Here is a 24,936-nt window from a genome sequence, read left to right as displayed (position 1 = left end):
AATAAACCAAAAAGCCCAATCCATCGATTGGGCTTTTTTTATGAACTGATATTTATCATTTTCTCAGAAAAATGATTCATTTACTTTTAAAAATTCAACAAATACATTTCTCTTCATTTTTCTATTCATTCTAAAAAATATTATGCTTAGTTTGGTGTTTAGATAGGTAAAAAAACAGTTATGTCGATAAAAATAACAGGAGTAGGCAGTTGCATACCAGAAACCAGAGTTAAAAATTCTGATTTCTTAGAACACGAATTCCTTAATGAAGACGGAACTCCTATTCCCGGCGGGAATGAATTGATTATTAGAAAATTCAAAAAAATCACAGGAATAGAAGAACGCCGTTATGCTCATAACGATTTAACCGCTTCAGATCTGGCCGGTAAAGCTGCAGAAAATGCAATCGAAAATGCCGGTATCGACCGAGAAACCTTAGATTATATTATTGTTGCCCAAAATTTTGGCGACGTAAAATATAAAAATACCCAGAGCGATGCCGTACCAAGTTTAGGAAGTCGTGTAAAAAATTACCTGCAAATTAAAAATCCTTCTTGCGTGGCTTATGATGTGGTTTTTGGTTGCCCGGGTTGGTTAGAAGGTGTTATCCAAGCGCAAGCATTTATCAAAGCAGGAATGGCAAAAAAATGTTTAGTGATTGGTGCTGAAACGCTCTCTCGCGTGGTTGATATTCATGATCGTGATAGTATGATTTTTAGCGATGGTGCCGGTGCAACGATTATTGAAAAAGTGGAAGATGAACACGACAATGGTATAATTGCTCACGAAAGTGCTACTTATGCTACCGATGAAGCTTTTTATTTAACTTTTGAAGCTTCGTATAACCAAGAACTGAAAAGAGAAACCCGTTACATTAAAATGAACGGAAGAAAAATTTACAACTTTGCATTGAGTTACGTTCCGCAAGCGATGAAAAATTGCTTAGATAAAAGTGGCTATGGAATTGATGAGATTAGTAAAATTTTCATTCATCAAGCCAATGAAAAAATGGATCAAGCCATTTGTGAACGTTTCTATAAGCTTTACGAAAAAGAAATGCCTGAACACGTGATGCCGATGAGTATTGCTGAATTGGGAAATAGTTCTGTAGCGACACTTCCAACGTTATTAGATCTAGTCAAAAAAAATCAACTGGAAAATCAACACATAGAAAAAGGAGATGTTGTTATATTTGCGAGTGTCGGCGCTGGAATGAATATTAATGCGCTGGTTTATAAAATTTAAGCTTTGTACGAAAATACTTATCCCGATAAACGCTACCAGAAAACATTAGAATTTTTAGAAAAAGTTCATCCTCAAAAAACGCAAGTGTTAGATTTAGGTGTGAAAAATCCTTTTTCTGAAATAATGCAAAAAGAAGGTTTTGAGGTTGAAAATACCAAGGGCGAAGATCTTGACCTCGACTTTTCGAGTGTTAAAGAATCTGATGCAGAACTAGTCACCGCTTTTGAAATTTTTGAACACCTTATCGCTCCGTTTAATGTACTTCGAGAAATTAAAGCGCAGAAATTAGTCGCTTCCATTCCGCTTCGGTTATGGTTTGCCACAGCTTATCAAGGTAAAGAAAAATGGGATCGGCATTACCACGAGTTTGAAGATTGGCAATTTGACTGGTTGTTAGAAAAAGCCGGCTGGGAAATTAAAGCACGCGATAAATGGACCAATCCAGTAAAGAAACTTGGTATTCGACCAATACTTCGAAAATTCACGCCGCGTTATTACATTGTTTATGCGGAACGCAAGGCTTAGTTTATGAAATTCTATATTGTTATTCCTGCGCATAATGAAGTCGATTGTATTGAAAAAACGCTACGATCGTTAGCTTCCCAAACGCTTTTACCCAAAAAAGTGTTGGTGGTGAATGACAATTCTACCGATGAAACGGCCGCTATTGTAGAGAAATTTTCAGCTGAATTTCCTTTTATTCAGCTTTTCAACAATACATCTTCTTCGAAGCATTTACCGGGAAGTAAAATTATAAATGCTTTCTACAAGGGTTTTGAGCAACTCGATGAAAATTATGACGTGATCTGTAAATATGATGCGGATTTAATTTTTCCGAAGAATTATTTAGAGCGTTTAGCAGAAGAGTTTCAGCAAGATCAAAAATTGGGAATGGTCGGTGGTTTTTGCTACATCGAAAAAGATGGTGACTGGAAATTAGAGAGTTTAACCAATAAAGATCATATTCGCGGAGCTTTAAAAGCTTACCGAAAAGAATGCTTTAAAGCTATTGGTGGACTCAAACCTTCAATGGGTTGGGACACCGTTGATGAGTTGCTTTGCCTTTATCACGATTGGAAAATTAAAACCTTACCCGATCTAAAAGTGAAACACTTGCGACCTACCGGAAACACCTATAATAATGCAGCTAAATTTAAACAAGGAGAAGCTTTTTACAAATTAGGTTATGGTTTTTCGATTACCTTTATCGCCTCTTTAAAACTAGCAATGCGTAAAAAACAACCGCTTTTGCTGAAGGATTATTTACAAGGATATGTACAGGCGAAACAAAAAAAATTGCCTTCTCTGGTGAGTCCAGAAGAAGGCAAATGGATTAGAAAATACCGTTGGAAAAAAATAAAAGAGAAACTCTTTTAATTTCTTTACCTATTAATTTCAACAGTCATGTTCAAGATTTAAAATACCTACAAGGTTTCTAAAACCTTGCAGGAAAATTATTCAACCTAAAGTAATCCGCTTATTTATCGATAATTTTATAAAGTACTTTTCCCGTCATTCCGTTAGGGAAAGAAATTCCTAATAAAGCTGAAATAGTAGGCGCAATATCTGTAATTTCTGTACGTTCTGTCGTTGCTCCGGCATTAATTCCTTTACCGAAGAAAATAAGCGGCACGTGCGTGTCGTGACTTAAAGCACTTCCGTGTGTTGAACCTTTCTCAGGGTAAGAAATGTAAGCAGGATCAAATTCAAAAGCGATATCTCCACTTCTTTTTTGATTGAAACCATTTTGCACCAATGCTTCAATTCCGTTTTGGTAAGTTCCGTTTTCTAGCATTTCACGCGTAAAAACTTTGTAAATATGCTCGTAAGTAAGCATAAAAGCTTTTAAATTTTCAGCTAGATCTTCTGCTTCAATATTTCTACTTTTTAAACTTTCGTAATTGAAAAACACTTGATTGTTCGAGATATTTTCAATGAGATCGATCGCACCATACTCGTTCCCTAAATACGTTTTTACATCTTTTTCAAACTGATGCATCGGGAAATAGCCTGAAGGTATTTTCTTCTGGCTTAAATATTTCGGAACATCGACCGCACCGTGATCTGCCGTAAGAAAAATAGTATAATTTCCTTCGCCTACCTTTTCATCTAAATACCCTAAAAATCTAGCGATATCTTGATCTAATCTCAAATAAGTATCTTCAACTTCTTTTGAATTTACGCCGAAATTATGCCCTATATAATCGGTACACGAATAACTTAGCGTCAACACATCGGTAATTTTATCTTTACCTAATTGTTCTGCATCGATAGCGGCCAGTGCAAAATCTGTGGTTAAGCTATTTCCGAAGGGTGTATTTTTCAAAATACTGGTGATCCCGTTATCTTTACTTAAAGCCTTTAAATCGTACGGAAATGCTGCTGTTTCATTATTTCTAAAGCTATATTCGTAGGTGTTTTTATCGATTCCGCTTTCGGTATAAGTTTCAATCGGGTAAAGTGTATTCCAAGTTTTCAGGTATTTTTCAGCATGCTTTTCAGCATTAAAATCTTGCACCCAAGTTGGTAATTCTTCAAAATAATAGGTACTCGAAATAAAGTTTCCGTTTTCGCCACCTTCAAACCAATAAGCTCCGTTAGCCGAGTGACCTGCCGGCAAAATAGCTCCGCGATCTTTTACAGAAACCCCAATGGTTTTTCCTTTAAACTGTGTATGTAAACGGTTTTGATCGGCAAAACTGGTAGAAACCATTCGGTGTGGCGACATTTTCCCGGCGCTTGATGCGGTTCCTAAAGGTTCAACATTCGTATCTCCGGCGCAATACACCATTTGTTTTTCAAACTTATTGTACCAATCGTTCCCGATAATTCCGTGGTTTTTTGGACTCGTACCAGTGAATATCGATGCGTGACCGGGAGCAGTTTTAGTGGGTGCGTAATTGTAATGGTTATTTTTACAGTTGAAACCATCGTTTACTAAACGTTTAAATCCATCATCACCAAATCTATCCCAAAAGCGAGTAAGGTAATCGTAACGCATTTGGTCGACCACGATGCCCACCACTAATTTTGGAGTTTCATTTATGGTCTTAAGACTATCTTTTACTTGAACTGTTTGTTCTGTGGTTGTTGAAGTTGTATTTTCTGAAGTTTTACAGCCAAATATGAACAAGCTGCTCATCAAAAGAAAAACTTGAATTTTTTTCATAAGTATTATTAAGTTAGAACTGCAAAAATAGAAATGTTGAAACTTTTAAAGATTAATTCTTAGTTAAATACTTTTGTGATAATTTTTTCTATTTTAGTTTTACAAAAACTGTGTGAATGAAGTACCTCCACGATATTGGTGAATATTTTATAATGTTGAAGAAAGTCTTCGGTAGAATGACGAAAACTTCTGTTCTACGAGGTCTAATTTTTAAAGAGATTGATGATTTAATTATTAGTTCTTTAGGGATTGTTATTTTTATCTCTTTCTTTATTGGTGGAGTGGTTACCATTCAAACTGCATTAAACTTAAACAATCCTTTAATTCCTAAAAGTTTAATTGCTTTTACTGCAAGACAATCGATTATCTTAGAATTTTCTCCTACGTTTATCTCTATCATTATGGCGGGTAAAGTAGGTTCTAATATCACTTCAAGTATCGGTACGATGCGAGTAATGGAGCAAATTGATGCTTTAGAAGTAATGGGAATTAATTCTGCCAACTATTTAATTTTTCCTAAGATTATTGCAATGCTATTCTACCCGTTTGTGATCGCTATTTCAATGTTTGTAGGAATTGCGGGAGCTTATGCTGCCGGAGTTCTCGGTGGTTTTGTAGCCGGGGAGCAGTTTTTAAATGGTTTACAAAACGATTTTATTTCGTTTCATTTAGTTTATGCATTTATCAAAACTTTTTTCTTTGCGATTATTTTAGCAACCATCCCGGCTTATCACGGCTATTATATGAAAGGTGGAGCGCTAGAAGTCGGTAAAGCAAGTACGACTGCCTTTGTTTGGACAAGCGTTGTACTCATACTAGCAAATTATCTACTAACCCAATTACTTTTAAGCTAATGATACAAGTAAATAATTTACATAAAAGTTTTGGTAAAGAAGAAATTCTAAAAGGTATAAACACTCAGTTTTATCAAGGAAAAACAAATTTAATCATCGGTCAATCCGGTGCCGGGAAAACAGTATTTCTTAAATGTCTATTGGGTTTATTTGAACCTACTGAGGGAACAATTGAATATAATGGTCAGGCTTATTCTTCTTTAGATGCTGAAAAACAAAGAGACTTGCGCCAAAAAATGGGAATGGTTTTTCAAGGTGGAGCTTTATTTGACTCGATGACGATTGCAGAAAACGTAATGTTTCCCTTACGGATGTTCACCAAACAGAAAAAATCTGAAATGATGGATCGTGTAGATGAGGTTTTACAGCGTGTAAATTTAGAAAACGTCAACCATAAATTCCCTTCGGAAATTAGTGGAGGTATGCAAAAAAGAGTCTCTATTGCCCGTGCGATTGTTAACAAACCGGAATATCTTTTTTGTGATGAACCTAACTCGGGTTTAGACCCTAAAACTGCTATTCTCATCGATAATCTTATTCAAGAGATTACTAAAGAGAATGACATTACTACCGTCATTAACACCCACGATATGAATTCGGTGTTAGAGATCGGAGAGAATATCGTGTATTTAAAAAACGGAAACTTAGCTTGGAACGGCTCTAAAGATGAAATTTATAAATCTGAAGACGAGTCGCTTACCAATTTTGTTTACTCTTCAGAATTGTTTAAAAAAGTAAGAAAAGCACAATTAAAAGGATTGTAGTTAATCTCTTTTAAACACCAAGGTATCCAATTCTAAGGTAAATTGTAACCACTCTTTTAGTTTCATTTCATTTTTCTGAATGTCTTGCTGCGGAATCGAATCTGCCCAAGCTACACGAAACTCCGGAATCGTATCGGTAGTATTGAAGTTGGAAATAATTTTATCGGCATAGCTAAAACTTGCCAAACCATCATAATTGATCTTGGCTTCTTTACTCACCTTATTAAACGGAATTTGATGCTCTGCTAATTTTGAAAGCTTCTTCAATTCGGTTTCTAAAAATGAAATACGTTCATCTTTATTCAATATACTCAACGAATCTCTACGCTTAAATTCTCGCATATACTGAAGTTGATCGTAAGATTCTGTATTTTCATTCTGAAGAATAATTAAAGATGCGTCTTCTAAATTCTTGTAGTTCTTCATCTTAGTTCGCCACAAACTAATCACTGAACTCGGTATTTCTTTCCCCAGAAAAGAAACTTCAATTTTAGGGTCGGTTCCGCCATTGTAAGCAAATATGGTTGAATTTTTCTGCAAAAAAGAATCTTCGTAAATCATTAATTCTTCTTCTACAAATCGGGTGGCTTCTTGTTTAAAATACGACTCTTTCAGCATATTATAAAACAAGTAAATACTCGGCACCATCACAATGATCGCAATAATAGAAGCAATTTGCGCGGTCACTCTTCTTCGCTTAGAATTAGCATATCGCACCAACGGAAATCCTAAAAGTTTTGAAACTACAAATGTTGAAAGTGCAATAAACGTAGCATTAATTGAAAATAGATAAAGCGCTCCGCCGGCATCAGAAAAATTACCTTGCGCCAAGCCATAACCAACCGTACAAAGTGGCGGCATTAAAGCGGTAGCAATAGCTACCCCAAAAATCACACTTGCAATGGTTCCCTTTTTGGTTTTTGCCACAATAAGTGCTAAACCACCAAAAATAGCTACCAAAACATCTAAAATTGTCGGATAAGTTCTTGCTTCTAACTCAGCATTACTTCCTGTTAACGGAGAAACCCAAAAATAGAGAAAAGCGGTAAATACGCTTAAACCAACCATTACGCCTAAATTAATAAGCGAACGTCTTAAAGTATCGATATCATTAATCGCTACAGATAGTCCAATCCCTACGATTGGACCCATTAACGGTGAAATAAGCATCGCTCCGATAATCACCGCAGTACTACTTACGTTTAGACCAATCGAAGCCACGAAAATGGAGAAAATAAGAATCCACGCATTGTGCCCTTTAAAGGTAATATCTTTCTTAACCGCTTCAATAGTAGAATCTCGATCGGTATCGCTACGAATATCTAATAAATCTGAAAGAAAACTTTTAAAGCTACCAAAAGTACCTTTTAGATCTTCCGATAGTTTTTCAGATTTAGAAGTAGGTTCAATATTTTCTTTTTGTTCTTCTTTCATTTAAATAAGGTCTTCCCCAAACTTTTCTTTTGCGAGATTTCTCACTTCTTTAATTCCTTGCTCGTCACCTCGCGGGTAAACCAGCAAAACTTCTTCATCTTCAACAATGATATAGTTATCAATATCTTTTAAAACTACTAATTTATTTCCTAACGTACGAACAATATTATTCGATGCATTTTGAGTTAAACTTTTAGCGTTGATGAATACATTTTCGTGTTCATCACGGTCTAACTCATCATGCAAAGCTCCCCAAGAACCAAGATCGTTCCAATCGAAATTTGCGGGGATCACACAAACATTTTCAGCCTTTTCCATAATTGCGTAGTCAATGGAAATATTTTCGGCATCCTCATAGTTTTCGTTAATAAAACGCTGCTCTTGTGTGGTATTATAATACGATTCTCCTTCAGCAAAAATTTCGTACATCGTCGGATTATGAATTTTAAATTCTTCGGTAATTGCTTTCGCGCTCCACACAAAAATACCGGCATTCCACACATAATTACCTGCTGAAAGATATTCTTTTGCGGTATGATAATCGGGTTTTTCTTTAAAATTCAAAACTTTATTAATGGCAGAAGAAGTATTTTCCTTATACTGAATATAACCATATCCTGTATGTGGAAAAGTAGGCTGAATACCTAAAGTCATTAATAAATTATCTTGTCGTTGACAAGCATCAAAAGCCGTTTGTAAGTCGGCCACAAAAGCATCTTCATCTTCGATCCAATGATCACTTGGTGCCACGACCATCATGGCGTCTTCATTTTGCTTCTGAATTTTTAAAGCAGAAAGTAAAATACACGGTGCGGTATTTCGCATTACCGGTTCTAAAACAATCTGATTATCGGTCACATTTGGCAGCTGCTGTTTCACCAAATCGTTATACATACCGTTGGTAAGAATAAGAATATTTTCTTCCGGAATAAGTTTTGCCAAGCGATTAAAAGTTCGCTGAATAAGTGTTTCTCCCGTCCCTAAAATATCATGAAATTGCTTCGGAAACTTCTTTTTACTCACCGGCCAAAAACGAGATCCTACTCCACCGGCCATTAAAATTGCATAATAATTCTTATTCATCTATACGACTTTTACTAATTCTACTTCTACATTAGGCTGAAAAATATAAACGCTGCCCGAAGAGACCTCTTGGCATTCGTAACGTTTAATTCGCTTTCTTCCTTTTTTAAAAACCCTTCCGTTATCAATTCTAAATATACTTCCGTAAGGGATTTCAAAAATATAATTTTTATTGTTTTGTGCATCAAATTGTTTTAACGCAACTGAAAGTCTCGCATCGGTATCGCTACTCGCTTTCGGGTTTCTAAAATGATGAGCAACAATTGGCAGTACCGATTGCGGAAAAATACCCGGATTTATAAACGGTAACATTAATTGCTGAAAGGTATATTTCCATTCTTTACCGTGAGGTTTTATAAGCCTTCCATACTTTTCAAAAGCTACAGCGTGTGCGATTTCGTGAATCAAAGTTATTAAAAAACGATATGGATTTAAATTGGCATTTACCGTAATTTGAGCAATTCCGTTTTGCTTTCTGTAATCGCCATGACGCGTTTTACGCTCATTAACGATTTTAAGGTAAATTCCGTTTTCAGCAATAAGGAGAAAAGCAGGTTCTACCGCTCGTTCAGGAAGGTATTTCGTTAAAATATCTTTCACTTACGGAGTAGAATTTGAAACTTGAAGCAATTTACCGTTATAAAATTGAGCTCCTGTTTGCGCAAAATTTGCGATATACGATGCCATTTCACGAGCGGTTGTCGGTGGTTCGTAACCCGGAAAAGCTTCAGCTAACATTTCTGTTTTCACGGCTCCCAAAGCTAACACGTTAAATGAAGGTCCACTTTCTTTATATTCTTCTGCTAATAATTCTGTTAAGGTGATTATCGCTGCCTTGCTTGAACTATAAGCCGATAAACCCGGAAATTTCAAACTTCCTTGTACGCCGCCCATAGTACTGATGCTCACCACGTGCCCATCAGATTTCATCATCGGAACAACTTTTTGAGTAAGCTGAAAAGTCCCCACTGCATTAGTTTGGTAAACAGAAAATAATTCTTCTGCAGTGATCTCGGTAAACGGCTTGTTCACTAATTTACCCGCGTTATTGATTAAAATATCAACACTGCTCCAATTTTCTTTCAGAAAACTTTCTACGTTTTCTAAATCTTTGGTTGAAGCTAGATCAAAAGGCAAAGCGGTAACATTCGATAAATTTAATTCTTGAACAGGTTTTGGGTTTCTAGACAAAGCTAAGATCTCACAATCTTGTTGAGCAAAAAGCTGAACCATTTCAAAACCAATCCCGCGGCTTGTACCTGTAATAACAATTCGTTTCATAAAAATCTTACTGCTTATTATTGAGTTGAATTTCTTTTTCTGCTGAATTTGCCATTCCTTCGATCCCTGGAATAATATCTTCCAACAAAGTCTTCATATGAGAAACATTCATCAATTCTGCTTCATCATCGACGTGATGATAATAAGGGTAATTAGAAAAATCGAACGTACATAAAGTCTGCGCAGGAATATTCATTTCTTGATAAAACGGATAGTTATCACTTCGTTTAAAGAGTTGAAATTCTTTAGCTTTTTCAAAGAAACCGAACACTTCTTTTTCAGCATATTGATTAAATTTTCCAGCTAAATTCGATTCTTCAAAACCGGTAACATAAGCCGAATAAGCTTGATTTTCTAAAGGAACACCGATCATTTCAAAATTAAGCATTACATAGATTGGTGCACTTTCTTCAGCTAGTTTTTGTGCTAGGTGTTTTGAACCGATCAAACCTTCTTCTTCCGCAGAAAAAAGTACAAATAGTAAACTTCGTTTAGTTTCCTTAGCTGAAAAATACTTTGCTAACTCTAAGATAGAAGCGGTTCCTGCCGCATTATCATTGGCACCATTGGCAATAGAATCTCCGTTTACTTGTTTGCTTTCCGGAACAATCCCAATATGGTCGTAATGCGCTCCCAAAACAATAATCTCATTTTTTAGTTGAGGATCATTTCCTTCTTTAAAACCTACCATATTGTATCCGGTTTTGCCGTTGTGGGTAAAACTATCCCGATAGGTTGAAAAATAAGGCTTTAAATCAGCTTTCTTAAATTGTTTTTGAATATAATTCGCTGCTTTTTCAATTCCCTCTGTTCCAAATTGTCTTCCTTGTAATTCATCTGACGATAGATAACTCAACGATTCTTTAATGGAAGCCTCTCTAATTTCTGTCAATTCGTTTACAGTTTCAGTTGTTTCTAATTCTGAAACCTCTCTCTTGTTTTCGTTGCTTTTGGCTTTACCACAACCATAAATTAAGATAGGCAAGGCTAAGTATAGTAAATATTTCTTCATCTTTAAATATAAAAAAATCCCGTTGGTTAACGGGATTTTAGATTTATAAATTTAATTAGATTATGCCAGCATAGTTACCGGGTTCTCTAAATAAGTTCTTAAGGTTTGTAAGAATTGAGCTCCGGTTGCGCCATCTACAGTTCTGTGATCGCAAGCCAAAGTTAACTTCATCGTGTGTCCTACTACAATCGCTCCATTTTTCACTACCGGTTTTTCTACGATAGCTCCAACAGATAAAATTGCTGAGTTTGGCTGATTAATGATACTAGTAAACTCCTGGATACCGAACATTCCTAAGTTAGAAACCGTAAAGGTACTACCTTCCATCTCTTTAGGCTGAAGCTTTTTGTTACGTGCTTTACCGGCAAGGTCTTTCACATTTGCCCCGATTTGCGTCATTTGCATTTGATCTGCAAATTTTAAAACCGGCACCACTAGACCTTCATCTACCGCAACCGCAACCCCCATATGAATGTGTTTTGCAATTTTCATGCTATCTGCACTCCACGTAGAATTTACTTGCGGGTGTTTACGCAATGCCATTGCAGAAGCTTTGATTACCATATCGTTAAACGACACTTTTACATCTGGCATTTCGTTAATTTGCTTTCTAGAAGCCATCGCATTCTCCATATCTACCTCAATCGTTAAGTAGTAATGTGGAGCGTTAAATTTAGATTCTGAAAGACGTTTCGCAATAGTTTTACGCATTTGCGAGTTTTTAATTTCTTCAAAACTTTCTTCACCTGCCGGAGTGTACGTTTGTACGGCCGGAGCAGAAGCTTCAGAAGATTTCTCTTCTTTCTTCGCTGCCGGAGCAGATTTTTGAGAAGGCTTAAAGTTTTCGATATCTTTCTTTACAATTCTTCCGTTCTCTCCAGAACCGTCAACATTGTTTAAATCGATACCTTTCTCTTCTGCCATTTTCTTAGCTAATGGTGAAGCGAAAATTCGACCACCATCGTTTGAAGAACTACTAGAGCTTTCTTCTTTTTTATCTTCTGAAGAAGATTCTTCTTTAGCTGAATTGTCTTCCTTAGAATTTGATTTTTTCTTACCTGAAGATTTTTTACCTGATTTAGCTTCATCTAAAAAGGCTGAAACATCGGTTCCTTCAGGGCCAATAATTGCTAATAAAGCATCTACCGGAGCGCCATCACCTTCTTCAATACCAATATGTAATAACGTACCAGAATAGAAAGATTCAAACTCCATCGTTGCCTTATCGGTTTCGATCTCTGCTAAAATATCTCCTTCTTCTACTTCGTCACCTTCTTGTTTTAACCAAGAGGCAACGGTACCTTCTTCCATGGTATCTGAAAGACGTGGCATAGTGATAATTTCTACTCCTTCAGGAATTTCTCCTTCTGAAGTATCATCATTATCATCGCTAGCTTCTTCTGAAGCTTCTTCTTCCTTATCCTCTGAAGAATCTTCTTTGCTATCTTTTTCTTCTGAAGAGTCGCTATCGCTTTTACCATCGATTAGGTCTGAAATATCTTCACCTTCTTCACCGATAATTGCTAATAAAGCATCTACCGGAGCGCCATCACCTTCTTCAACCCCAATATGAAGTAACGTACCTTCGTGAAAAGATTCGAACTCCATAGTAGCTTTGTCGGTTTCAATTTCTGCTAAAATATCTCCTTCTTCTACTTTATCTCCTTTTTGCTTGAGCCATTTTGCAACAACTCCTTCTTCCATAGTGTCGCTTAGGCGCGGCATATTTATTACTTCAGCCATACTATATTATTATAATTTATGAGGTAAAAACGGATAATCTTCTTGTTCGTAAACTACGTCGTACATAATGTTTTTGTCCGGGAAGTCTGACTCGTCTGCAAACTGCTCACACTCTTTCACTCTGTCTTTAACGCGCTTATCGATTTTTTTAATTTCGTCTTCGCTTGCCCAATCGTTCTCTTTGATCTTATCTAAAACCTGAGTGATCGGATCTATTTTTTGATATTCTTTTACTTCGTCTTTCGTTCTATACTTTTGAGCATCACTCATCGAGTGACCACGGTAACGATAAGTCTTCAAATCTAAGAAGGTAGGACCTCCACCAGAGCGCGCTCTCGAAATGGCTTCATCCATAGCTTCTGCAACTTTTTCAGGATTCATTGCATCTACAGGTCCGCAAGGCATTTCGTAACCTAAACCTAACTTCCAGATATCTTCGTGACTAGCCGTTCTTTTTACAGAAGTTCCCATCGCATAACCGTTATTTTCAACACAGAAAACTACCGGTAACTTCCAGTTCATCGCCATATTGAAAGCTTCGTGAAGTGTTCCTTGACGGGCAGCACCATCACCAAAGAAACAAAGGGTTACGTTATCTCTTTTGAAATATTTATCTCCAAAAGCCATTCCTGCACCTAGCGGTATTTGCCCTCCTACGATCCCATGACCTCCAAAGAAATTCTTCTCTTTCGAGAAAATGTGCATTGAACCTCCAAGCCCCATAGAAGTTCCTGTTTTTTTACCGTATAACTCAGCCATTACACGTTTAGGATCTACTCCCATCCCGATTGGCTGAACGTGATTACGATAAGCGGTAATCATTCTATCTTTACCTAGTTCCATCGCATGTAGAGAACCGGCAAGAATAGCTTCTTGACCATTATAAAGGTGTAAGAAACCACGAACTTTTTGTTGAATATATACTTGGGCTAATTTATCTTCAAATTTACGCCAGAAGAGCATTTCTTCGTACCAATTAAGGTAAGTGTCTTTAGTTATTTCTTTCATGAATATCGTATTTATTACGCTCAAAAAAATTGCGAACCACAAAAATAAGATAATAAGTCTTAATGAGAAAACACTTTTAAATTAATTAATGCTGAATTTACAAATAAGAGCCATCAAATGCTAAGGGCAAGATATCTAAGAGGGCGTTTACTTTAATCACCTTTCCTATTTCTGCCATAAACATAATTTTTATGGGGTGTTCTTGTTTAAATTCATATTCTGCGATCGCTTGACGGCAAGCTCCGCAGGGTGCTGCCGGAACAATTACTTTTTTGCGTTGTGATTTTACCGTGATCGCTATTGCAAGTATTTTTTCTTTAGGATATAAAGATCCTGCTTGATAGATCGCGTTACGTTCTGCACAAAGTCCGGAAGGATATGCTGCATTTTCTTGATTACTTCCTAGCACAATTTCTCCATTTTCTAATAAAACTGCTGCCCCAACCATAAACTGAGAATAAGGCGCATAAGCTTGATCTCGAATTGTGCAAGCTTTATTCATAAGTTGAATGTCTTCTTCGGGCATTTCATCTAATTGATCGTAAACTTGGTAAGAAGTGGTAAATTGCTTTTCTATCATTATAAATTGTATTGTCTGAACAATATAAAACAAAAAAGCACCGAATTAAAACTCGATGCTTTTCTTTATCATATAATTAGCGTTTATTTATCTTTCGTTATAATTTTCACCAAATTTAAATGAAAGACTGAAACGTAAGCTTCCTTCTAATGGATTGTTAACCGCTTTCGCTGTCGAGAATAAGTAAGAAACGTCGATCGTAGTAATATTATAATTAAAACCGGCACCCAAGGTTAAGAATTTTCTAAAACCTTTATCCTGGCTTTCATTGAAATAACCTACACGAAAAGCAAAACTTTCTCTAAACCAGTACTCAGCACCTAAAGCCCAAGTGATCTCTTTTAACTCTTCACTCATTCCTCCCGGCGCATCACTCCAAGATGAGAAAATTGCTCCAAAAGAATTCGTGTTCTCATAATCTTCTAAATCTCTTTGACTTTCTTCTGTCAAATCTTCTGTTTCTTCATTTATATAAAGTTCTGGAGGTGTTGGCACCAACAACTTGTTTATTTCACCATAAACCCCGATGGTATTATCGGCATCTAAAATAAAATCGAATCCGGCACCGGCTTTAAAATTGGTGGGAATATAGTTTTCATCACCCGCATCATCATAACTAATTTTTGGACCAATATTTGAAATATTGATACCTCCTCGCCAACGACCGTTAAAATCTCGATAGGCAATTTCTTCACTTTGATAAAATGCAGAAATATCTACGCCGAAAGAGTTAGCTGCTGTCCCGTCACTATTTACCGATGGTATTCTTAAATTAGAATTAATGTAACGCCCGGTTACTGCCATCGAAAAACGCTCACTTAAACGCAACGCATAAGTCACATCTAGACCTAATTCGCTTGGCTCTACCAATTGCGGTTGTTGATCTGGCGTTTCTCTAAGTTCAATTTCTCCTTGACCAAAATAGCGTAAACTTGCCGCTACAGCACTACGTTCATTTAGTCGGTTATAATAACTTAACACCCCTAAGTTAATATCTCCTACTAATTCTCTTAAATAAGGAACGTAAGAAACACCTACTCCATTTTTAATTTCAGCAAAAGCAAATTTAGCAGGATTCCATTGTGATGAATACGCATCTGGTGAGGTTGCTACACCTTGATCTCCTAAACCGGAAGCTCTCGCATCACCGGAAATTAACAGGAAAGGAACCGAGGTTGTTATCACCCTGCTATCATCTACAAGCCTAGTAGTAGGTTGATCATCATTCTGAGCATAAAGGTAACTCGACAAAGAAATTAAAGTAATGAGGGATAGTATTGACTTTTTCATATATTTTATTAAATATTTGGCAAATATAAATTATTATTTAAACTAGAGAATAACGAGTTTTTCAAATTTCTCTACTTTCTTATTAGTTAACGTCGATTTTACCGTAAGCTTGTACACATACACACCTTTTCCTATCGCTTGCCCAAAATCGTCTTTACCATCCCAAGTAATTTCTCTTGCTAAAAAGCCATCGGTGGTAATGGTTTGGTTTTGTGTCCATACAATTTTACCGGAAACCGTAAACACTTGCACTTGCACTTCTAAAGGTTCAAATGGCCGATTATGGTTAAACCAAAACTCGGTATAATTATGAAACGGATTAGGATAATTTAAAACTCGGTTGATTTTTAGATCATCATCGCTAGCTACTCGAAACTGAATTTCTGCAGTGCTTGAATTATTATAGACATCCCAAGCTCTAAATGTTAAGGTATGCAAACCTTCTTCTAAATCTCGCAATCTATAGTTCACATTACCTCTGGTGTAATCGTCTAATTCAGTTTCATAATAATCGTTTACTACAAACGGATTGGTTTCATCGCCATCCAAAATCGCTACTAAATCGTGCCCAATTCCGCTAGCGGTGTTAATTCCGTTTTCATCGCTAAGTTTCGCTAAGAGAAAAGGACTTTCGTTGGTAATTCCGCCGGAAACAAAACTTTCATCATTCATATAAAGCTGAATTTCCGGACCAAGATTATCTTCGGGAGCATTTTCATTAATTCCGCCGATAAGAATTTCATTGGTATAACCTTGTTGATCTTCTAAGATCGAATTTCTTTCCGCATAAAAACTCACCCGACCATTACCGACCGGCACAGCAATATCTCGCGGCACTACAAAATCGAATTCAAACTGACCATTGCTTACGGAAGCTTTTCCTCTAAAAATTATCTCACCTAAAGTAGTAAATTCAAAAACGCCATTTCCGTCGTTATTGAGTGTACTTCTATCAATACGCTTATCAAAAATTGAAGTTGAAAGCTCTCCGCTATAATTCGACAATAAATTACCGTTTTGATCTTGCACTTCACCTCCTAATTTCACATATTCTAAAGCCGATAAAGTATCTGACGTTTGCGTAAAAGGAGCTTCATTTATAGATGTTAACCTAATTTGAGGTTCCGGTAATTGCAACTTCATCGAAGGGTCGCCAAAATAAAAAACAACTCTAATATTACCAGTTCCTTCAGCATTTTTAGCTTTCCGAACTGACTCGGCAATAGAATCATCTTCATTATTATAATTAAACAGATAAGGCGCTAGCAAATGGTTAAAAGCTGTTCCTGTACTCACAAATATCGATCTCGTTGTCGTTACCATGGCTACAGAACCTGCATCTTCTTTTCTTAAAATATACTCCCCAGGAGATAAAAGCGCCGGATTATCGAATCGTGTAAACTCACAGGTTACCGTCACAAATAAATTATACTTATCGGTGTTTTGCCAGCTTAAAATATCATCAACGGTTACGATGCGTTCTGAAGACAAGCCATTTTCACCACCGTGCCCAAAATAATTAATCACCGAAGCTCCAACCTCTACAACTTCAGTTATCGCCTCATTCACATCGGGATAACGAAAACCTCCCGCAGAAGAAACTTGCTGATAAGCATCTGAGTGAATTTTCTTCACATTAACAAAAGGTTTATTAGCAGAAATTTCGTCACCGATTTGATCTAACTCCACCTGCAATTCATAACCGCCGCCACCAGGTTCATCTGCATCATCAGAAATCAACACAAAATTATTTCTCCATGGCCCGAAAGATTCTCGACTTTCATAAGCAATTATTTTATCGACCGCATTTCTAGCCATCGATGGTGTATCGGCTAAAATTCGACCCACCGCAATATCTAACAAACCGGTTACACTATTTAAATTTCCTTCTTGCGGATCCATCAGTCCATAAAAATCATCGGAAGCAAAAGCTGAAGAACCTGTGCTAAAACTAGCCATCGACTCATAAGTGGGCACGATATTATTATTTCCTGAAATTCGATCTTTATAATCTATCGATGCGTCACCAAAAAGACACACATATTTTAAACGAGAGGAAGCGTTAATCGCATTATCATACACATACTTTACAAAATTTCTAATCGCTGAAATGTCTTGTTTACCCGAACTAAATTCTTCATAAATATCTTCTAGCAATACCACTTTAATATTTAAGTCATCGCGATTGGAACGGTATTGAGCTAATCGATTTGCTTGCTGAAAAAGCAAATCTGAAGTAATAATTAGGTAATCTACATCTTCTTGATTTCCATTAAAACTAAAAACATTTCCTTTTAAATTCTGATTGCTTACCAAAGGACTCGAAGCTCTTCGTGGCGTATAAAAATCTGAACTGACAACCGCTATATATTCTCGAACTTCACCTAAATTCGCTCTAAAGGAAAAAGAGTTCGATGCTTCTGTATTCGGAATACTGACCACTTGGGTTGGATTTGTCACATCCCATACTTCGCTAACCTGTGACGAATTACTTAAAACATATTCACCCAAACCTGAGAGACTAGCGACTTCATAATTTCTAAAACTGAATTGATCTGAACCAGCATTCAGCTCTCTTTTTGCCGTGACATTAATATAATCGAGATAACCTAAGCTTGAAGGATTCCCGTTATTACTATATGTGACATCAATCTCAATTTCATCTGAATTTGCACTATAAGAAAAGTTAGCACTTTGACCACTTCCATAATTACTATCTGTAATGACACCAAAATTTAAAGTTCCTAATTCTGAACCTCCAGCAGCAAAACTCATCGAGGTACTTATTCCTGAAACCGAAGCTCCGTAAACTTTAATTTGCACCGGTTCATTTTGCACCAAATCAGGAAAATTAAAACGATAACTGCGTTCATTCTGAACATCGAAACGATCACCAAACCACCTTCTACCTATATTAATGATGTTATACTCATCTACTTCATAATATTGGTAATCATCAAAAGTTGTAATGGTTTCTGTAATCGTCCCGCTAGGTTCGACATAATCTGCAACGCGATTACCTCCTAAACCATTCGCTGAGATATAATAATAGGAACGATCTGCATAAAGATTTAGATTAGTATCACTTTCTTCATTCCATTCATCATCTACCGCTTTTCCATAGAAAAGAATATAATCGCCATTATCAAAACTGCCATCTTCACCACCTATTACTTTTATAGAAACTTCCGGCGGATCAAAATATTGATTCTCACTATTTCGCAAGGGTAACATATCTCCACCGTGACCAACAATTTTTAAACTATTAGGGTTAATAGAAGAAACATCCATCCCGAGACTAGACAAAAAATTTCTAGTAATACGATGTACACCGGTACTTTCCACATAAAACTTATACCAATTCCCGGTTGAAAAGACAGAATTTGTAATTGTATTAATTCCATTTACCGTAAAATTTCTTTCCGAAGAACTACTCCTTTTATAAGTAACAGAAAAAGATTTCACTAATTGAACCACCCCATTCTTAATAACTACCGGAGAGATTGAAACTGAAGAATAACTCAACTCTCTAGCTTTCATTTCTGCGTAAGACAGATTATAATCTTCACTTAATTGCTCTACGTTAATTTTATTTATGATTTGCTGCGGAGCAGGTTCGAGTTGAACGTTTGTTATTTCTACATTAGAAAGACGGCTATTATTTTGCCAGTTTTTGGAGAACTCAAAAGATTTTGAACTTTCATTATAGTATAATCCAAAATCATTTTCAGTAAAAGTAGAAGTTTTTTGAACATCGGAAGCTGAATTCACCTCATTTTGGTAGCGACTCCAATTCACAATAAAGTCTTCCTGCTGCGCTACAGAAGACCAAACCGAGCTTAAAAAAAATAAGGTAAAAATAAACTTCATCAATAGAAATAACGAGATTTAAATAATTGTATTATATTTAGAGCTTCAAAAATACTTTTTTATTTGAAGAAAGTAATAATAATGTAAGATTTACGTTATTTACACATAAGATTTTTTAAGCTTTAACACTAATTGACAAAAGAACGTTGTTAATTTAGCGTTAATTGTTATATTGCGAACCCAAATTTTACAAACATATTGAGGATTATGAGATTTAATTTTGCTCTAAAAACTATGTTATTTGTTGCGGTTACTACTAGTTTAGTAAGCTGTAACAAGTCTAAAGACTACCAAGACAACTCTAGAGCTACAGGCTGGAGACTCGACGGAAAAGACGGCTCTATGAAATACCAAACCGATTATCAAGGTCAAGAAACAGGACCAGGTTTAGTATTTGTAGAAGGCGGTACTTTTACCATGGGTAAAGTACAAGATGATGTGATGCACGACTGGAACAACTCTCCTACTCAACAACACGTTCAGTCTTTTTATATGGACGAAACTGAAGTTACCAACAGAATGTATCTTCAATATTTAGATTGGTTGAAATTCACTTTCCCACCAACAGAGAAAAAATACGCTAACATTTACAAGGGAGCACTTCCTGATACTTTAGTTTGGAGAAACCGTTTAGGTTACAACGAAACGATGACCAACAACTACTTACGTCACCCGGCTTACCAAAATTATCCGGTAGTTGGTGTAAACTGGATCCAAGCTACTGAGTTTAGTAAATGGAGAACAGACCGTGTAAACGAATTACAATTAGAGCAAAAAGGTTATGCCGCAGAAGGCGCTAAATATGGTGCAGACGCAGAAACTACTTTCAACACAGAAACCTACATCAATGCTCCTTCTAAAGTTTACGGCGGAAATGATTCGTTAAGCAAAGGAAGAAACAACGAAAGATTAACTCAGGTTATTAAAGAAGACACGGTACATAACTACGTACAACGTAAAGATGGTGTTCTTTTACCAGCTTACCGTTTACCAACTGAAGCTGAGTGGGAATATGCTGCTTTAGGTCTTGCAGGAATTAGAGAATACAACCAGTACAGAGGTAGAAAGAAATATCCTTGGGATGGTCAATACACTCGTCAAGGCGGAAGAAGAAAAAGAGGAGATCACTTAGCAAACTTTAAACAAGGAGACGGTGATTACGGCGGAATCGCAGGATGGAGTGATGATGGAGCAGATATTACTGCTGAAATTAAAACTTACCCTCCAAACGATTTCGGATTATATGATATGGCAGGTAACGTTGCAGAATGGGTTGCCGATGTTTATAGACCAATCGTAGATGATGAGTTTAACGACTTTAACTATTTCCGTGGTAACGTTTATACTAAGAATGCGATTAACCAAGATGGCACTGTAAAACTAGTGACTTCAGATTCTATCGTATTTGATACGTTAAGTAACGGTAATATTGTTGCCAGAACACTTCCTGGTCAAATTAAACAAGAGCCGGTAAATTCTGAAGATACTTACTTAAGAACACAATTCTCAGAAAGTGACAACAGAGACTTTAGAGATGGTGATAGAGCTTCATCTAGATATTACTCTGGAAACGGAACCGATAGCAAGAGAATGTATAACTCTCCACAGCACAGTGTTTCTGCCGTTAAAGACTCAACAGGAGTTGCTAAAGGTTTAGACAGACAATACGATACTAATTCAAGCAGAACTACTTTAATCGATAACGAAGTAAGAGTATTTAAAGGTGGTTCTTGGAGAGATAGAGCATACTATTTAGATCCTGCACAGAGAAGATACTTCCCACAAGATATGGCAACAGACTATATCGGGTTTAGAAATGCAATGTCTAGAGTTGGTTCTAAATCTCAAAAAGGTAAAAGAGCAAGAAACTAATAATATTTTTGTAAGATTTAAAAGCCCTTTCTTTCTGAAAGGGCTTTTTTTATATCTTTATTTTTATGAAAGAATTAAGCCAACTACACCAGTTATTTTTAGAAAGTACAGGCATCTGCACCGACACTAGAAAACTAAAAAAAGGGAATTTATACCTTGCTTTAAAAGGTGATAATTTCAACGGAAATAATTTTGCAGTTAAAGCTTTAGAACTAGGCGCAAATTATTCCATTGTAGACGAAGAACCCGAAGAACAAAACGATCATATCATCAAAGTTGAAGATGGACTTGATACACTACAAAAACTCGCTGCTTATCATCGAAAATATTTAAACTTACCTATTTTATCAATAACAGGAAGTAACGGAAAAACCACTACCAAGGAGTTAATCAGAGAAGTGCTTTCAAAAAAATACAAAACCGTTTCTACGCAAGGTAATTTAAACAACCATATTGGCGTCCCCTTGACTTTATTATCGATGAATAAAGAAACGGAATTTGGCATTGTTGAAATGGGCGCAAATCATCAAGGAGAAATTGCTTCCCTATGCAAAATCGCGCATCCCGATTACGGCTACATCACAAACTTCGGAAAAGCCCACTTAGAAGGTTTCGGCGGAGTTGAAGGAGTGATTAAAGGCAAAAGTGAATTATACAATTACCTCATTAAAAATAATAAGACCATTTTCATTAATTATGATGATAAAATTCAGGTTGAAAAAAGCAAAGGAACTGATATTATTTCTTTCAGTGAAGGTAAAAATGCCAGCCACCAAATTACCTTTTTAAAAGCCGATCCATTTGTAAAAATTAAGACCGAAGACACCCAAATAAATTCACAGCTCATCGGGACTTATAACGCTAAAAATATTGCAGCAGCAATATGCATTGGCAAGTATTTTAAAATACCCGCAAAAGCAATTAAAGAAGCTATTGAAAGTTACCAACCTACTAATAACAGATCGCAGATCATCGATCAGAACTCTAACCAAATTATTCTTGATGCTTACAATGCAAATCCTACAAGCATGAAAGCTGCCTTAGAGAATTTAGAAGCCATTCCTGCAAAAAATAAAATTGCCATTTTAGGTGATATGTTTGAAGTTGGAGATACCTCAGCAGAAGAACATCAAATCATTATTGATCTTTTAGAAAAACTTGAATTTTCTAACATGATGGTTTGCGGAAAAAATTTCTATCAAACTTCAACACAAGAGGTATTAAAATTCGAAAATTTCGAAGATTTAAAAAATTACATTCAAAGAAATAATTTTAAGGAATCCACCATCCTCATTAAGGGTTCTCGAGGAATGGCATTAGAAAGAATTCTAGAAGTTCTATAAAAAGAAGTGGGTCATACTGGATTCGAACCAGTGACTTCTACCCTGTCAAGGTAACACTCTGAACCAACTGAGTTAATGACCCGCATTTATTAAAAGAAAAACCCGAAGTTTTCACTTCGGGTTTTTTGTGGGCAATGAGGGATTCGAACCCCCGACCCCCTCGGTGTAAACGAGGTGCTCTGAACCAACTGAGCTAATTGCCCTCTGTTGTTGTAATGCGAGTGCAAATATAAGTGTTTTTTACATTCCACCAAATAAAAAAAATATTTTTTTCAAATTATTTCTGCGACCGTAAATGTACTACCGCCAACATAAATTAAATCGGTGTTTTTAGCCTTCTCATTAGCAGCTAAATAGGCTTTTTCAACAGAAGAAAAAGCTCTTCCCAACAAATTAAAACTTTTTGATTTTTTTTCTAATTCTTTTTCATCAAGTCCACGAGGAACGTTCGGTTTACAAAAATAATAAGTGGCGTTTTTAGGAAATAAAGGTAAAATACTCTCTAAATCTTTATCGTTTACTACTCCTAAAACAATGTGTAATTGCTCAAATGGCTCTTCTTGCAATTGTTGGAGTACAAATTTTAAGCCTTCTTTATTATGCGCGGTATCGCAAATTGCTTTAGGCTCGGTTTGTAAAACTTCCCAACGTCCACGCAAACCGGTATTTTTTACAGTGTTCGCAATTCCCCTGCTTATGGATTGATCATCTAATTGCCAGCCAACAGACTTCAGCACTTCTAAAGCAGTTAAGACGGTTCTCTTATTGTAAATCTGATAGCTTCCTTTTAGGTCTGAATCTATTTCAGTAAACTCATTATCTTCCGCAAAAACAATACAACTATTCATAGCATTGGCTTTCTGCTGAAAAACATTTTTTGTTTCCGCTAAAGTTTCTCCTATAACAACCGGAATATTATTTTTGATGATCCCGGCCTTTTCATAAGCAATAGCTTCATAAGTATTCCCTAAAAACTGCGTGTGATCTAAGCCAATATTTGTAATTACTGAAACTTCCGGAGTGATGATGTTCGTCGAATCTAATCTTCCGCCTAAACCTACTTCAATTACTGCAATATCTACCTTTTCTTCAGAAAAATACTGAAAAGCCATGCCTACACTCATTTCAAAAAAAGAAAGTTGTTGTGTAGCTAAAAAATCTTGATGTTGCTGAATAAATTCAACTACAAAACTTTCAGAGATCATTTGCCCGTTGATCTTAATTCGCTCTCGGTAATCTTTTAAATGAGGTGAGGTATACAAACCCACTTTGTAACCTGCTTCTTGCAATACCGAAGCTAACATATGACTGGTTGAACCTTTACCATTCGTACCGCCTACGTGAATTGTTTTAAACTTTTCTTGCGGTTGCTGAAGTTCTTCTGCAAACTTTAAAATATTGGTGAGATCTTTTTTAAAAGCCGTCTTTCCCTGTTTTTGATACATAGGAAGTTGCTGAAACATCCAATCAAGGGTTTCTTGGTATGAAGCCATGAAATAAAAATTAAATTCTTACTCGGAAAGTTTAAACTCGTATTCGATATAACCGGTTTGCTTTACAGGCGCATCGGCATCGCTATTAAATTTGGTAGCCAAAGCTGCTCTTCTAGCCGGCTCCATTAAACAACTCGCATTATTGGTGGTTCCTTTAGCTCCGGGAACAGCATTAATTACCTGCCCGCGTTGATTCACTTCAATTTTCACCACGACAATACCCGACTCGTTACAATCTTGAACAAATTTCTCTTTATTCAAGGCTTTTCTTCCGCCTAAACGATAATTCCCATCACCATCCAACCCTTTACCTTGCCCATAATAACTCGAAGCATTAGGATCACCATTGGGATCTCCTTTATCACCGGGTTGATTATCGTTACCTTCTCCTCCGTTAGCTTTACCGTCTTTTTTAGGTCCGTTGATTAAACTATTCAACGCATCTGAAGTATTTTTATCAGGTTTAGGATCAGGCTTTTTAACCTCTTTGGTTTCTTTCACCTCTTTTGGAGTTTCTGTAGTTTCAACAGGTTTCTCCTTAGGCTGTTCTTTAGGTTGCTCTTTTTCAACTTTCTTTTCTTCTTCCTTTTCAATTACCGGAGCTGTTTCTGTATCTTGAGTAACAACCTCATCTTTTACTTCGGGAGTAGTTTCTGTAGGTTGTGGTGGCGTAGGCTGAGCAGTGTTTTGCTGCGGAGCAGATTGTACCGGTTCTGTTGGCTGAACATCTCCTGAACCGACATCTGATGTACCAAAATTAACCGCAATTCCATTTTCCGGTGGCGGATCTAAATAGGTGAAACCAAACAAGAAAAGCAGGATTAAGATTAATCCTGAAATCACTGCAGTGATCGTAGCAGATTTTTTCTCGTATTTCGTTTCAAATAAAGCCATA

At 36.4% G+C, this 24,936-nt stretch carries 20 protein-coding genes and 2 tRNA genes; 7 read left to right on the top strand and 15 right to left on the bottom strand.

Going from position 1 to position 24,936, the window contains the following annotated elements; genetic code table 11:
* The first annotated feature begins 180 nt into the window (after positions 1 to 180).
* From G551_RS0111170 to G551_RS0111160, 3 genes are read left to right on the top strand one after another with little or no spacing between them, the layout of a single operon-like run.
* Entirely contained in the window at positions 181 to 1,245 is a 1,065-nt protein-coding gene (locus G551_RS0111170) for a 3-oxoacyl-ACP synthase III family protein (protein WP_027885661.1), read from the top strand.
* A gap of 3 nt (positions 1,246 to 1,248) precedes the next feature.
* A complete protein-coding gene (locus tag G551_RS0111165) occupies positions 1,249 to 1,770 on the top strand; it encodes a methyltransferase (RefSeq protein WP_027885660.1) in 522 nt (173 codons plus the stop codon).
* 3 nt (positions 1,771 to 1,773) lie between these two features.
* Positions 1,774 to 2,622 (top strand): glycosyltransferase family 2 protein, encoded by an 849-nt coding sequence (locus G551_RS0111160; RefSeq protein ID WP_027885659.1) that lies wholly within the window; start codon positions 1,774 to 1,776, stop codon positions 2,620 to 2,622.
* A 100-nt stretch (positions 2,623 to 2,722) separates the two neighbouring features.
* On the opposite strand, the gene pafA is transcribed toward G551_RS0111160, so the two are convergent.
* Positions 2,723 to 4,414: an alkaline phosphatase PafA gene (gene pafA, locus G551_RS0111155; RefSeq protein ID WP_027885658.1), complete on the bottom strand. Its 1,692-nt coding sequence runs from the start codon at positions 4,412 to 4,414 to the stop codon at positions 2,723 to 2,725.
* Between the two features lie 116 nt (positions 4,415 to 4,530).
* Here pafA and G551_RS0111150 point away from each other — a divergent pair, with 116 nt between their 5' ends.
* Both G551_RS0111150 and G551_RS0111145 read left to right on the top strand, forming a co-directional pair.
* Complete coding sequence (locus G551_RS0111150) at positions 4,531 to 5,268, top strand: MlaE family ABC transporter permease (RefSeq protein ID WP_027885657.1); 738 nt, start codon at positions 4,531 to 4,533, stop codon at positions 5,266 to 5,268.
* Entirely contained in the window at positions 5,268 to 6,032 is a 765-nt protein-coding gene (locus tag G551_RS0111145; protein ID WP_027885656.1) for an ABC transporter ATP-binding protein, read from the top strand. Before G551_RS0111150 ends, G551_RS0111145 begins: the two co-directional genes overlap by 1 nt.
* Here the strand turns inward: G551_RS0111145 and G551_RS0111140 are convergent, their stop codons facing one another.
* The 10 genes from G551_RS0111140 to porU form a co-directional block, all read right to left on the bottom strand.
* Positions 6,033 to 7,466, bottom strand: a complete 1,434-nt coding sequence (locus G551_RS0111140; protein ID WP_027885655.1) for a DUF389 domain-containing protein — start codon at positions 7,464 to 7,466, stop codon at positions 6,033 to 6,035.
* Complete coding sequence (locus tag G551_RS0111135) at positions 7,467 to 8,549, bottom strand: mannose-1-phosphate guanylyltransferase (RefSeq protein WP_027885654.1); 1,083 nt, start codon at positions 8,547 to 8,549, stop codon at positions 7,467 to 7,469.
* Positions 8,550 to 9,149 carry a SprT-like domain-containing protein gene (locus tag G551_RS0111130; RefSeq protein ID WP_027885653.1) on the bottom strand — a complete coding sequence of 200 codons (600 nt, stop codon included), beginning with the start codon at positions 9,147 to 9,149 and terminating at the stop codon, positions 8,550 to 8,552.
* A complete protein-coding gene (locus G551_RS0111125; RefSeq protein WP_027885652.1) occupies positions 9,150 to 9,830 on the bottom strand; it encodes an SDR family NAD(P)-dependent oxidoreductase in 681 nt (226 codons plus the stop codon). It lies immediately after the preceding gene.
* Positions 9,831 to 9,837: 7 nt separating this feature from the next.
* Positions 9,838 to 10,842: a M20/M25/M40 family metallo-hydrolase gene (locus G551_RS0111120; protein WP_027885651.1), complete on the bottom strand. Its 1,005-nt coding sequence runs from the start codon at positions 10,840 to 10,842 to the stop codon at positions 9,838 to 9,840.
* A 60-nt stretch (positions 10,843 to 10,902) separates the two neighbouring features.
* Positions 10,903 to 12,585, bottom strand: a complete 1,683-nt coding sequence (locus G551_RS0111115) for a pyruvate dehydrogenase complex dihydrolipoamide acetyltransferase (protein WP_027885650.1) — start codon at positions 12,583 to 12,585, stop codon at positions 10,903 to 10,905.
* Between the two features lie 9 nt (positions 12,586 to 12,594).
* Positions 12,595 to 13,593, bottom strand: coding sequence for a pyruvate dehydrogenase (acetyl-transferring) E1 component subunit alpha (pdhA, locus tag G551_RS0111110; protein WP_027885649.1), 999 nt, complete (start codon positions 13,591 to 13,593; stop codon positions 12,595 to 12,597).
* 97 nt (positions 13,594 to 13,690) lie between these two features.
* Positions 13,691 to 14,173, bottom strand: a complete 483-nt coding sequence (locus G551_RS0111105) for a cytidine deaminase (RefSeq protein ID WP_027885648.1) — start codon at positions 14,171 to 14,173, stop codon at positions 13,691 to 13,693.
* An 87-nt stretch (positions 14,174 to 14,260) separates the two neighbouring features.
* Positions 14,261 to 15,463, bottom strand: coding sequence for a type IX secretion system outer membrane channel protein PorV (gene porV, locus G551_RS0111100; protein WP_027885647.1), 1,203 nt, complete (start codon positions 15,461 to 15,463; stop codon positions 14,261 to 14,263).
* A 42-nt stretch (positions 15,464 to 15,505) separates the two neighbouring features.
* Positions 15,506 to 19,333, bottom strand: coding sequence for a type IX secretion system sortase PorU (porU, locus tag G551_RS0111095; protein ID WP_027885646.1), 3,828 nt, complete (start codon positions 19,331 to 19,333; stop codon positions 15,506 to 15,508).
* Positions 19,334 to 19,540: 207 nt separating this feature from the next.
* Between porU and gldJ the strand changes: the two genes are divergently transcribed.
* Together gldJ and G551_RS0111085 are read left to right on the top strand one after the other, a co-directional pair.
* Positions 19,541 to 21,205, top strand: a complete 1,665-nt coding sequence (gldJ, locus tag G551_RS0111090; protein ID WP_027885645.1) for a gliding motility lipoprotein GldJ — start codon at positions 19,541 to 19,543, stop codon at positions 21,203 to 21,205.
* Positions 21,206 to 21,270: 65 nt separating this feature from the next.
* Positions 21,271 to 22,548 carry a UDP-N-acetylmuramoyl-tripeptide--D-alanyl-D-alanine ligase gene (locus G551_RS0111085; protein ID WP_036243743.1) on the top strand — a complete coding sequence of 426 codons (1,278 nt, stop codon included), beginning with the start codon at positions 21,271 to 21,273 and terminating at the stop codon, positions 22,546 to 22,548.
* Between the two features lie 7 nt (positions 22,549 to 22,555).
* Here the strand turns inward: G551_RS0111085 and G551_RS0111080 are convergent.
* The 4 genes from G551_RS0111080 to G551_RS0111065 form a co-directional block, all read right to left on the bottom strand.
* Positions 22,556 to 22,630, bottom strand: a tRNA-Val gene (locus G551_RS0111080).
* A gap of 46 nt (positions 22,631 to 22,676) precedes the next feature.
* Positions 22,677 to 22,751: transfer RNA gene (locus G551_RS0111075), tRNA-Val, on the bottom strand.
* Between the two features lie 69 nt (positions 22,752 to 22,820).
* Positions 22,821 to 24,041, bottom strand: a complete 1,221-nt coding sequence (locus tag G551_RS0111070; RefSeq protein ID WP_027885643.1) for a bifunctional folylpolyglutamate synthase/dihydrofolate synthase — start codon at positions 24,039 to 24,041, stop codon at positions 22,821 to 22,823.
* A gap of 18 nt (positions 24,042 to 24,059) precedes the next feature.
* The gene (locus G551_RS0111065) at positions 24,060 to 24,935 is read right to left on the bottom strand and encodes a hypothetical protein (RefSeq protein ID WP_027885642.1); all 876 of its coding nucleotides are present in this window, start codon (positions 24,933 to 24,935) and stop codon (positions 24,060 to 24,062) included.
* Position 24,936: the final 1 nt, after the last annotated feature.

The sequence above is a fragment of the Mesonia mobilis DSM 19841 genome, from assembly GCF_000423405.1.
GTDB lineage: Bacteria > Bacteroidota > Bacteroidia > Flavobacteriales > Flavobacteriaceae > Mesonia > Mesonia mobilis.
The sequence above is the reverse complement of the archived record's forward strand: the minus strand, read 5'-3'. Positions and strand labels throughout refer to the sequence as shown.

Coding starts and splice junctions, on each gene's coding strand:
- pafA (WP_027885658.1), bottom strand. CDS start 4,414: ATGAAAAAAATTCAAGTTTTTCTTTTGATGAGCAGCTTGTTCATATTT.
- G551_RS0111085 (WP_036243743.1), top strand. CDS start 21,271: ATGAAAGAATTAAGCCAACTACACCAGTTATTTTTAGAAAGTACAGGC.
- G551_RS0111170 (WP_027885661.1), top strand. CDS start 181: ATGTCGATAAAAATAACAGGAGTAGGCAGTTGCATACCAGAAACCAGA.
- G551_RS0111160 (WP_027885659.1), top strand. CDS start 1,774: ATGAAATTCTATATTGTTATTCCTGCGCATAATGAAGTCGATTGTATT.
- pdhA (WP_027885649.1), bottom strand. CDS start 13,593: ATGAAAGAAATAACTAAAGACACTTACCTTAATTGGTACGAAGAAATG.
- porU (WP_027885646.1), bottom strand. CDS start 19,333: ATGAAGTTTATTTTTACCTTATTTTTTTTAAGCTCGGTTTGGTCTTCT.
- G551_RS0111150 (WP_027885657.1), top strand. CDS start 4,531: ATGAAGTACCTCCACGATATTGGTGAATATTTTATAATGTTGAAGAAA.
- G551_RS0111140 (WP_027885655.1), bottom strand. CDS start 7,466: ATGAAAGAAGAACAAAAAGAAAATATTGAACCTACTTCTAAATCTGAA.
- G551_RS0111065 (WP_027885642.1), bottom strand. CDS start 24,935: ATGGCTTTATTTGAAACGAAATACGAGAAAAAATCTGCTACGATCACT.
- gldJ (WP_027885645.1), top strand. CDS start 19,541: ATGAGATTTAATTTTGCTCTAAAAACTATGTTATTTGTTGCGGTTACT.
- G551_RS0111125 (WP_027885652.1), bottom strand. CDS start 9,830: ATGAAACGAATTGTTATTACAGGTACAAGCCGCGGGATTGGTTTTGAA.
- G551_RS0111145 (WP_027885656.1), top strand. CDS start 5,268: ATGATACAAGTAAATAATTTACATAAAAGTTTTGGTAAAGAAGAAATT.
- G551_RS0111070 (WP_027885643.1), bottom strand. CDS start 24,041: ATGGCTTCATACCAAGAAACCCTTGATTGGATGTTTCAGCAACTTCCT.
- G551_RS0111105 (WP_027885648.1), bottom strand. CDS start 14,173: ATGATAGAAAAGCAATTTACCACTTCTTACCAAGTTTACGATCAATTA.
- G551_RS0111120 (WP_027885651.1), bottom strand. CDS start 10,842: ATGAAGAAATATTTACTATACTTAGCCTTGCCTATCTTAATTTATGGT.
- porV (WP_027885647.1), bottom strand. CDS start 15,463: ATGAAAAAGTCAATACTATCCCTCATTACTTTAATTTCTTTGTCGAGT.
- G551_RS0111115 (WP_027885650.1), bottom strand. CDS start 12,585: ATGGCTGAAGTAATAAATATGCCGCGCCTAAGCGACACTATGGAAGAA.
- G551_RS0111135 (WP_027885654.1), bottom strand. CDS start 8,549: ATGAATAAGAATTATTATGCAATTTTAATGGCCGGTGGAGTAGGATCT.